The following is a 9,989-nucleotide window of genomic DNA, read 5'->3' on the forward strand; positions in this document are numbered from 1 at the left end:
ACGGTTTACTCGGTAATGCTGCTGAGGTTGATTTACAGGAATTAGCCGAAGAATTAAGGCCTATTATGGGCATTCAAGAAGAATTAAAACTCTCCTACAAAGTGATCCGCGATTTGTTTATTTTCACCAATAAACGTTTGATCTTAATTGATAAGCAGGGGCTTACTGGCAAGAAGGTCACCTACCATTCCATACCCTATAAATCCATTACCCATTTTGAAGTGGAAACCACTGGCCATTTTGATTTAGATGCTGAGCTTAAAATCTGGATCTCAGGCCAGAGCGAACCTTTAGTTAAAGAACTCAAGCGTGGCACGGATGTCGTCGGTATTCAAAAGACCATCGCCACTTTTGCACTTTAGTTTTTAGTGTTGCAACTAGATTTTTATTACTTCGATGGTGTTGGTGATTAAGACAAATAAGGTAAGCCAATTTAAATCAGGGCTTACCACATTATCTAAACTCATCATTCATATCTATTGATACTGACATTATCCATATCAAATTGATTAATTTAACAATATCGCATTCGTGCTGGTGGTGTGCTCTATCGGCTCTCCTGCCATAGTGTAGGTTTCGGAGAGCTTGAGCTTACCTTGCTCATCGTATTGATTATGGATACCGACCCAGAATTGTTCTTCTCCTTGGATCTGTAAATTACCTTCTTCGGCAATGTGGCTATTGGGATGATAGCGCTTCATTGCATAAAGCTTACTTTCGTCGTCAAATTTTAAGTGGTAAGACAATATCGGCTCTTTGGCGTCGACATCCGCTGTGGCATCGCCATTGGGTCTGTGATACTTGTGACGGGACAAATATGCGCTATTGCTGCTATGGTTAGCTGTGTGTAAGTGGTTAGTTGAATGTTCATTTAATCCGTCATGTTCCCAATCTGCATCATCGTCTTCATCATAGTCACTGATATCACAGTCATCATAGCCATAATGACGGGGCTCTGCGTCTTCCCATTCTGCTTCGTCATCTTCTTGAGTCGATAGATACTGATTAAAATCAAAGTAGTGACGGCTTTCTATAAGCTGGCCTTCTTCATCTAGCCAGACTTCGCGATACACTTGTCCTTAGGGCGTAAACCGTTGCCAATGGCCGACATCGAGGTAACGGCCATCGATAATTTGAATTGTGCCAGTTTCTAGAATTAAACCTTGAGGGGACAAGGATTTAGAGCTAAATAAATCCCCTTGAGTTCGTGTGAGCAACCAGCGAATGGCGCCATCTTCATAGTATTCGATGCGAGTATCGGCAATACCTTCTTGATAGTATTCCCTTTGATTATTCTCAAGATGATAGCCACAGCGGGTATTTGAGTGACTTTGATAGGATTCGAGGACCCCTTTTTTGTTATAAAAACTGGATTCTCTGAGGTAGCCTTGGCCGTCGCGCACTTCATACTCAGAGATAGTGCGTATCGTGCCATCTTGGTAAAACCAGCGGGCAGTGCCATCACGGTTGCCTTGGGTGTGCGGTAAATACATTTGAACTTGCTGGTTTTCGTAATATTCGATAAAGGGGGCTACCGAGAGGTTATTTTTATATTGGCCTTCAGCCGAGAGCACGCCACTTTTGTAATAGCTTTTAAACAGGCCTTCCCTGAGTCCTTTCTCTAGGTACATTTCGAGAGACAGTTGGCCATTGTCATGGTACCAGTAGGCCATGCCTTGCTCTTTACCTTGTTCAAATGGGATTTTTGCCTCAAGCTGGCCATTGGCGTACCACTTTTCACGATTTCCCTGTGCGAGACCGTTGTCGAAGTTAAGTTGTAATGCGAGCTGTCCATTAGGGTGCCATTCTTGGCGAATACCATAGATAAGCCCCTGCGGATTAAATTGCTCACGCCATGACAATTGACCATTTTCAAAAAAGGTTTCAAAGCTCTTGCCCGCGTCATTGACGAGTATTTTTTGTTTGAGCTGGCCATTAGGATGAAACCATACCTCTTTAACTAAGTTGCCATGCTCGTGACTCAGTTCGGCCTGAAGGGCGCCACATTCATAGTACATATATTCAATGCCGTGGATTTTATTCGCCAGCATAGGTCGAGTCAGCCAGCGTTTGCCAGACTCATAATAGCGACTCAAGGTATTGACGTAGTTGCCATCACGATCAAGTTCAGCATCCTCTCTGACTTGCCCATTACTGTAATAGCGTTTGACTAATATGCCGCTCGTACTGCGTTCTTCACTCTGGGTTATGTTGCCCTCATGATCATACCAAGCTTGCTGTCCAAGTTGTTGATCATTAATAAAGTTACCTTCAAATAACAAGGTCCCCAGAGCGTCGAACTGGCGGGAAACGCCATGACGTTCACCAAAGTAGTTTGAGTCAACGGCTTCTGTGAGATTGGGCGTTTGGGTGACAATTCTGAGCATACCCGCGCCGTCTTCAGAATCGAGTTGATGATAAGTGCGATGTAGTTGGCCAGTTAAGCTGGCGTAATCTTGAATGTCGCCTTGTACTTTATAGTCTGCATCGAGCGTAAAGTGGCTTATTAACAGAGCATCTCGATTGTTAAGTTCAACCTGCCATAATGTGGTTTCCTGGTGGTTCTTTTGAGCTGTGATACTGCAGACTTTTTCTGTGCCGAGCCAAAAATGTTGCTCTGGAAACGGGAGTTGATTGCCCATTTCAAGGCGGTCAAATTCGGTATGATGAAATTCGCAGCATTCATTAGCATTTTCCCAGCCTAAGAGTTCTATTGCTTGGGGCGCATCGTAGTGATAGAGAGTTAAGTTGTGGTCGGCATTTTCTTCACAAGCGGTCGCGTCTGCCTTTGTCGCATAGATTTTTAAGCTGAAGTGACGCTGGAATAGCGGTACAGCGACTGACGGCGCCTGAGTTAGCGCTTGTTCTTGGCAGGCTACAGGTGATTCAGTTTGAAGCTGAATGTCTTTTGGATCGCGGCTAGTTTGGCTTGAGGGGAATAACTTGGCTTTGAGTGCGCGAAACAACGACATCAGGGGAAATCTCCATATCCATATGTAAAACAATAAGCTCATCTGAGGGATACTCATGGACCTTGAGTATTTCAGTGCGCATATCATAGCGGTTAATAGTTTCGTTTCTCAATGTTTGATTGTTAAAAATACTGTTTAATCAGCAGATAGAGCGAATAAAAGCAGAGGAATAAACACAAAATGCTTGATAACTTTTTTGCAAAATTACCCACAGATTTATCGGCGGAAGTGTTTGAAAAACTGGCGGGTAATAGCACTGTGACCATAGAGCGCATCGTTTCTAATGGGCAAGCTACGCCTGACGGTCAATGGTACGATCAAACTCAGCATGAATGGGTGATGTTACTTAAAGGGGAGGCGACGCTTGAATTTGAACAAGGTGAACCCGTTACGCTAACCCCAGGTGATTACTTAACGATTGTGCCCCATCAAAAACACCGTGTCGCTTCGACTTCTAAAAGTTCAGAAACCCTATGGCTCGCGGTATTTTACGATTGATGAGGGCTAACGAGTTAACACAGCCGACTAACGATTCTGCCATAGCCAACTGGGCGTATTGAGCTGGTCTTGGCCTTGGATCTGCGTTTGACCTAAGGTTTTGTCTAGGGCCAAGGTATTGCAGTGTTCAAATTGACTTAAAGCATTGATAAGCCTGTTGGCGTGGGACACCACCCATAGCTGGCAATCCTTAGACACCTTAGCGATTAAGCGGGCAAGTGCGGGCAATAAATCCGGATGCAGACTGGTTTCTGGCTCGTTTAACACCATAAGTTCTGGCGGTCTTGGCGTCAGTAGGGCGGCGATTAACAGCAAATAACGCAAGGTGCCATCCGACAATTCACTGGCATTGAGTGGCCTTAATAAACCATGTTGATGAAACGCGAGCACTAAAATGCCGCCCGCTTGCGGCTCGATTCGTACTTTAGCACCGGGAAACGCATCACTGACCGCATGATCAAATGCGGCTTTGTCACCTATCTCAAAAATGGTTTGGATTGCCGAGGCTAAATCACGGCCATCGTGGTGCAATACTGGTGTGGTCGTACCTAATTGTGGTCGCCTTGCGGGGGCTTCGGTATCGGTTCTGAAGTGATCGTAAAAGCGCCATGCGCGGATACTGTCACGAAGCTTGATCACTTCAGGGCTGCGCTCTGGATCGGCAAGCTCAGTAAAAATACTGTCGCCGGTTTGCAGGTGAGCACCTAAGGTTATCCAGCCTTGTCCATTTGCACTGCGGCTTTTCACCATAGGACCGGGGCGCTCGACTAACACAGTAGAGGGGCGATATTCAGGCCCGTTCCAAATGGCTTCGCGCTTGATTTGTGGATCTAAGCCAAATAGCGTTGTGACGTCGGGTTTAGGCAAACCGAGTTCAATAAGATAGCTAAAGTCCTCACCGGCAAAGCCAAGTTTTAAGCGTTTCGGCGCTTGCCTGACGGTGGCTTCAATGGCGGTGTCGCCCGCTAACATGCCTTTGGTGAGGTTTTCTGGCCCCGCCCAAAAGCTAGAGTCGAGCCCGCCTTCTTGGGCTAAAGCATTGACAACGCCACCTTGTGCTGTTTGTGCGAGTAAACGTAGCGCCTTGTATAGATTAGATTTACCACTGCCATTCGCCCCAGTGATCAAATTGAGTTGCCCTAGGGGCAAGACGATTTCACGCAGAGAGCGATAATTGAAAATGGCGAGTGTGGTCAGCATAGAATATCCAAGACTGAAGCGGGTAGATAAGCCAGTAAAATTATCGACAACGTAAATTAAACAGAGCGATAAAACAATGGCGTTTACACTAGTACTTTATTGAGCACGCGTTGCCAGTTACCACCCATGAAACGGTCGCGATCGGTAGCTTTAAAGCGCGCCTTGGCTAAGGCATCATCGATACGGCTCATGCGATCGATATGATTTAGCTCAGGGATCACGACATGCCTTGGCTCTGCATCGAAACCTAGCACGCCTTTCGCCCTTAAGCTGTACCACCATTCTTGATATTCTTTAATGCCTTGGGCGTTGTCATTATTAAGAGCGAGCAAGTTTTCTTGGCCGCGCAGTGGGAAGTCGTTGGCGATTGCCACGCTATCTACACCGCCGACGCGCGATACGTATTCCAACTGGCGAATATAGTCATCGATCGTAGGCACGGCATTATTGGTAAGCCAGAAGCTCATCATAAATACGCCGAATACGCCGCCGCTATCGCCGATGGCACGGATCACTTCATCGGGGGAACAACGTGCATGGTTTACTATGCCGCGCGCCGCACCGTGACTCTGCACTATGGGAGATTTCGTGATTTTTGCAACATCTAAAGCGGTTTGAGCGCTGGAGTGACTCACATCGACCAAGATATTGGCGTGATTGAGTTTGGCGATAAGTTCGCGTCCGTTGGCGGTGAGCGGCCGATTGAGTCCGCCGTTGGTATCATTGTCTAACGCACCACCAGCGAAGGTGTTGCCATAGTGGTGGGTGAGCTGTAATACGCGTAGCCCTTGTTGATGAAACTCATCTACCCGTGCCCACTGGTTAGCTTCACTGTCTGCTTCGACACAATCAGCGCCTTGGATTTGAAAAAACACCGCAGTGCGCTGGCTGTCGCGAGCACGTTGAATATCTCGTCCACTCAGGCCTTGCAACAAAATGTCAGGATGTTCGCTTACCCGTTTAGCGGCCTGCTTGATACTTTCCATACAGGCTTTATAGGTGCGTTTGTAGTTTTGAGTGCCATCGGCTTGTTCTATAGTCTCAATCGCCGAAATATCGCAAAGATAGGCATCGAGTTTAGCGGCGGTTACATCACTTAAGTCATCGGGTAGGAAGGATAAACCATCGACATATATCCGCCTCTGTGCGGCGGCAAAGCTAGGTAAACTGGCGAGTGGGCTTAACAGGGTTGCTGCGCCAAGACCTTTAAGGAGTGTACGACGGTAGTGATTGACTGCCTTGATGGGCATGCTCGATTCCTATCAATAACGCAAATGTAACTTCTTTATACCTTTTTAGGGCGTAGAAGTCTTTGATTAAATCCCTTTTTTGGCCTTTGCCCCTAGGCTGGAGTGATGATGATTTATTGTTGCAGAGCTGTGTTCATTATCGTTTGTGCCAGTACTTTTGCCAGTAAATGAAACCCTAAGGTTATGATTATCGAGTGGCTTCAAGCATGGCTTTGGCGAGGGAGTTAAGGCCGTTGGTGCGTGATGGGCTGAGCTGGCCTTCTAGTCCCAATTGTTTGAAGTAAGCTGCAGGATCAAATGCTTGGATCTCAGCGCGACTTTTGCCATGGCAGGCGCCAAGTAATAAGCCAATTAATCCCTTGACGATGCGGGCATCGCTGTCGGCTAAATAATAGTGTTTACCAGCCTGTTCGAGGTGATAAATCCACGCATCACTTTCACAACCTTTTACTTGAGCAGCTTCGACGCGAAGTTCTGGGCTTAAACTCGGTAAGTCTTTCCCTAACAACATAATTTGGCGATATCTTTCCTGCCAGTTTGCTGCCTTGGTAAAGCGCGCCAGCAAGGTCTCGGCATCTTGCACTGAATAGTGAAAATCGGCCTCGCTTGGCATAGTCGAATCTGTCATAGGGCTAGTTGAATCTGTCATAGGGCTAAATCCTGTCTCACTTATTTGAGCGTAACTTTTATTGAGCATAACTTGTCTTGAACGTAACTTATCTTGAGCGCATGAGTCGCGTGGTTCAGTGGCTAAAGACTGGATCACAGTAGCAAGTCTTTTACCGAGACCAACGCGGCAATAAAACGGTCGATATCGTGTTTATTGGTGTAGATACCGATAGAGGCGCGGCAACAGCCCTTAAGATTCAGACTCTGCATTAATGGCATGGCACAATGATGGCCGCAGCGCACGGCAACCCCTTGTTGGTCCAGCAAAATGCCCACATCTTGATGATGTTCATCGGCAAGATTAAAGGCGACGACACCGATATTGTCATCAAAGGCGCCGTATAAATGCACTTCGCCGAGCGCGCGCAATTGGCTTTGTAAATAGTTAACTAATTCAGCTTCATAAGCTTGAACTTGCGGCGTGAGCTCGGCTTGTAAAAATGTAATGGCCGCGCCCAAACCTATGACTTCGGCAATTGGCGGCGTGCCCGCTTCTAAGCGATTCGGTAGGCTGCCAAATTCTGTCGCTTCAAAACTCACGCGTTTAATCATCTCGCCGCCAGTTAATAGCGGCGCGAGAGTATCTAACAGGTCGAAACGGCCGTAAAGCACGCCAATACCAGTGGGACCATACATTTTATGCCCCGAGAAGACATAAAAATCACATCCTATTTCAGTCACATCCAGCGTTAAATGCGCCACTGCCTGCGCGCCATCAACTAAGGTTATTGCGCCTTGGGCTTTTGCTAGCTGAACTAACTGAGCCACGGGATTAACTGTGCCTAGGGCGTTGGACACGTGGCATAGGGCGACAATTTTTGGCTTTAACTCGAGCAAAGTTTTATAGGCGCTGACATCTAAGCGGCAAGCTTGATCGAGAGGGATAGGCTTAATCACTGCCCCCGTGCGTTTGGCCAGTTCCTGCCAAGGTACGATATTGGCATGGTGGGCGGCGGCGTCGATTAATATTACATCGCCTGCGCTTACGTGTGTAGTGAGTCCAAAGGCGACTAAGTTGATTGATTCTGTGGTGCCGTGGCTAAAGATGATTTCTTCACGGCGTTCGGCCTTTAAAAATTGCTGCAGTTGATCGCGTACTTTTTCATAACTTAATGTCGAGCGCGCCGATAACTGGTGCGCCGCGCGATGCACATTGGCATTGTCGTTAGCGTAAAACTGCGCCATGGCATCTAACACCATTTGCGGTTTCTGGCTGGTGGCTGCGGTGTCAAGATAACACAAGGGATAGTCATCAAGCATTTGATGTAACGCTGGGAATTGCGACCGGATCTGAGCATTTTGCTTTTCTGCCTCTGATGAGCAAAGTGTCACTGTGGTATCAGGCACAGCATTCGCCGAGGCATGGGATGTTTCAATGTCGGCCATTGTATTCGTTGCTGTGTGAGTCACAGTATTTGGCGTAGGTGATGCAGCTTGAGTCATGAATGAGGCTAAAGGCAATGAAAAAGGCCAAGGGATCTTCTGTGATCTGCCATGTTAATGCAAGTTTTAGCGCTTTGTTGACTCTAACGTATCATCGAGCTTAGCTATGATGCGATTTTTCTAATGTTTAAGTTTTTCTTTTAAATTCAGCTAATACTTTATGCTTAATTCAACCACCTAAAGTGAAAACTGCGACTATCCTCAATGGGACATCCTTTGATATCTGTGTTTGCTGGAGATTCGTTTTATGGTGCAGTTTTTAAAAGACTTACGGATTAAACATAAAATGATCGCCCTCGTTGGGGTGATGTTAATGCTGATCCTGATTTTGTCTGGTTTTAGTTTGTTGAAGATGCAGCGCGTGTCGGAGGAAATCCAAGGCATTGCAAAGGAAAACATTCCGTTAGTGAGATTATCAACCGACGTCACCATTAAGCAGCTCGAAAGCTCGGTCATTTTAGAAAAAGCGTTTCGTGCGGCGGATATTGAAGCCGCATCGAGTCAGCCCATTTTAGCGGCTTTTATTGGGGAGGTGATTCAGCGTAAAGAAGATATTAATAAGGAGTTACTCTCGACTCAGTCTATGCTCAATGAGGCATTAAAAGAGGCTAAAAATCCGCAATTATATGAAAAAACACAGCAGTTAAATCAAGATATTGGCACGATCATTCAACATTTTGGTGATTATGAAGCTTTACTTGCCACTGTGATCACTGGAATTCAGCAAAAAGAAGAACCCGCCGTTTTAGCTAAGCGGGTTGAATCCTTAGAGGTCGCGCAAAACGAGTTTAATACTGAGCTGAGACAGTTCGTTGAGCGGTTAGAGCAAATGACTCAAACCGCGGTTTCTGTGACTGAAGATGAAGAGCTCAGGGCGATTTATGGTTTAACGATTATTTCTATCGTGTCTTTAGTCATAGGCTTATTGATAGGCATCGCTTGCAGTCAATACATGGTCAAATCTATCAATCGGTTACGTAATTCTGCCGCTAAGATGGAACAGGGAAACTTTAACCAAGAGCTGCGCGTCGATTCTAAGGATGAACTGGGCGAACTCACCGTCAGTATGAATCAAATGGCGTGGACCTTAAGTAAAACCGTCGGCCAAGTGATTGCTCGAAGTGAAGAAATTGCCTCTATGGTGACTGAGCTTAATGCGGTAGCCGAAAATAATCGTGAGGCCATGTTAAGACAGCAAGATAATACCGACCAAGTCGCCGCTTCTATGACTCAAATGGCGGCAACGATCACTGAAGTGGCGAGCAGTGCCGAAACCGCTTCGTACTCAGCGGGACAAGCCGAGCATAAAGTGAAAGAAAGTTGCGAGGTTGTCGATGCGAGCGAAAAAATTTCCAAACAGTTAGTTGCCAGCGCCCAGTATTCTAATCAACTTATTCAACAGGTTCAGGCGAGTACTGGAAAAATCCTCAACTTTGTCTCTGTAGTCGATGCGATAGCGGGGCAGACGAACTTGTTGGCCTTGAATGCATCGATTGAAGCGGCGCGGGCGGGAGATCAAGGTCGTGGGTTTGCTGTGGTCGCCGAAGAAGTGCGGTCGTTGGCAACTCGTAGCCAAGCGGCCACGCAGCAAATCAGCGATCTTATTCAAACGCTCGTGAAAGATGCTAAGTCTTCAGTTGAATCCTTCGCCAATAACGATAAGCAAATCAGTGAATCGTCACTGCTCGTTAATCAAGCCAAGCAGCACCTATTTGAGATTTTAGATGCCTTAACTGAACTGACTCAGGCCAATTCTCAAGTCGCGACCGCAAGCGAGCAGCAAGCCGTCACCGCCGAGGATATTAGCGAGCGCATTAATGCGATTCGTGATTCGGGTGAGTTGGTACTCAGCAGCGCTAACGAAACCGCGAAAGCCAGTGAGTCACTGTCTAAGCAGGCCAACTCATTAAGGGAAACCATGCAGCAGTTTAAGGTACGCGCTGTTTAGTCATATAAT

At 46.6% G+C, this 9,989-nt stretch carries 7 protein-coding genes and 1 pseudogene; 3 read left to right on the forward strand and 5 right to left on the reverse strand.

The window, feature by feature from the left end; all coding sequences use genetic code 11:
* Window positions 1–362 (forward strand): PH domain-containing protein (locus K5Q99_RS20470; RefSeq protein ID WP_220777967.1); only part of this gene is annotated, 362 nt, incomplete at its 5' end.
* A 147-nt stretch (window positions 363–509) separates the two neighbouring features.
* On the opposite strand, the pseudogene K5Q99_RS20475 reads toward K5Q99_RS20470, so the two are convergent.
* Window positions 510–2,972, reverse strand: a pseudogene (locus tag K5Q99_RS20475) (toxin-antitoxin system YwqK family antitoxin).
* Window positions 2,973–3,152: 180 nt separating this feature from the next.
* Between K5Q99_RS20475 and K5Q99_RS20480 the strand changes: the two are divergent.
* Window positions 3,153–3,470, forward strand: coding sequence for a cupin domain-containing protein (locus tag K5Q99_RS20480; protein ID WP_220777968.1), 318 nt, complete (start codon window positions 3,153–3,155; stop codon window positions 3,468–3,470).
* Window positions 3,471–3,497: 27 nt separating this feature from the next.
* Here K5Q99_RS20480 and K5Q99_RS20485 read toward each other — a convergent pair whose 3' ends face one another.
* From K5Q99_RS20485 to K5Q99_RS20500, 4 genes are all read right to left on the reverse strand, one after another.
* Window positions 3,498–4,670, reverse strand: coding sequence for an AAA family ATPase (locus tag K5Q99_RS20485; protein ID WP_220777969.1), 1,173 nt, complete (start codon window positions 4,668–4,670; stop codon window positions 3,498–3,500).
* A gap of 83 nt (window positions 4,671–4,753) precedes the next feature.
* Window positions 4,754–5,920 carry a membrane dipeptidase gene (locus tag K5Q99_RS20490; protein WP_220777970.1) on the reverse strand — a complete coding sequence of 389 codons (1,167 nt, stop codon included), beginning with the start codon at window positions 5,918–5,920 and terminating at the stop codon, window positions 4,754–4,756.
* A gap of 187 nt (window positions 5,921–6,107) precedes the next feature.
* Window positions 6,108–6,569, reverse strand: a complete 462-nt coding sequence (locus K5Q99_RS20495) for a SufE family protein (protein ID WP_220777971.1) — start codon at window positions 6,567–6,569, stop codon at window positions 6,108–6,110.
* Between the two features lie 113 nt (window positions 6,570–6,682).
* Window positions 6,683–8,032, reverse strand: coding sequence for a cysteine desulfurase (locus tag K5Q99_RS20500; protein WP_220777972.1), 1,350 nt, complete (start codon window positions 8,030–8,032; stop codon window positions 6,683–6,685).
* A 247-nt stretch (window positions 8,033–8,279) separates the two neighbouring features.
* Between K5Q99_RS20500 and K5Q99_RS20505 the strand changes: the two genes are divergently transcribed.
* The gene (locus K5Q99_RS20505) at window positions 8,280–9,980 is read left to right on the forward strand and encodes a methyl-accepting chemotaxis protein (protein ID WP_220777973.1); all 1,701 of its coding nucleotides are present in this window, start codon (window positions 8,280–8,282) and stop codon (window positions 9,978–9,980) included.
* Window positions 9,981–9,989 lie beyond the last annotated feature (9 nt).

This window comes from Shewanella hafniensis, from assembly GCF_019655335.1.
GTDB lineage: Bacteria > Pseudomonadota > Gammaproteobacteria > Enterobacterales > Shewanellaceae > Shewanella > Shewanella hafniensis.

Coding starts and splice junctions, on each gene's coding strand:
- K5Q99_RS20480 (WP_220777968.1), top strand. CDS start 3,153: ATGCTTGATAACTTTTTTGCAAAATTACCCACAGATTTATCGGCGGAA.
- K5Q99_RS20485 (WP_220777969.1), bottom strand. CDS start 4,670: ATGCTGACCACACTCGCCATTTTCAATTATCGCTCTCTGCGTGAAATC.
- K5Q99_RS20490 (WP_220777970.1), bottom strand. CDS start 5,920: ATGCCCATCAAGGCAGTCAATCACTACCGTCGTACACTCCTTAAAGGT.
- K5Q99_RS20495 (WP_220777971.1), bottom strand. CDS start 6,569: ATGACAGATTCAACTAGCCCTATGACAGATTCGACTATGCCAAGCGAG.
- K5Q99_RS20500 (WP_220777972.1), bottom strand. CDS start 8,032: ATGACTCAAGCTGCATCACCTACGCCAAATACTGTGACTCACACAGCA.
- K5Q99_RS20505 (WP_220777973.1), top strand. CDS start 8,280: ATGGTGCAGTTTTTAAAAGACTTACGGATTAAACATAAAATGATCGCC.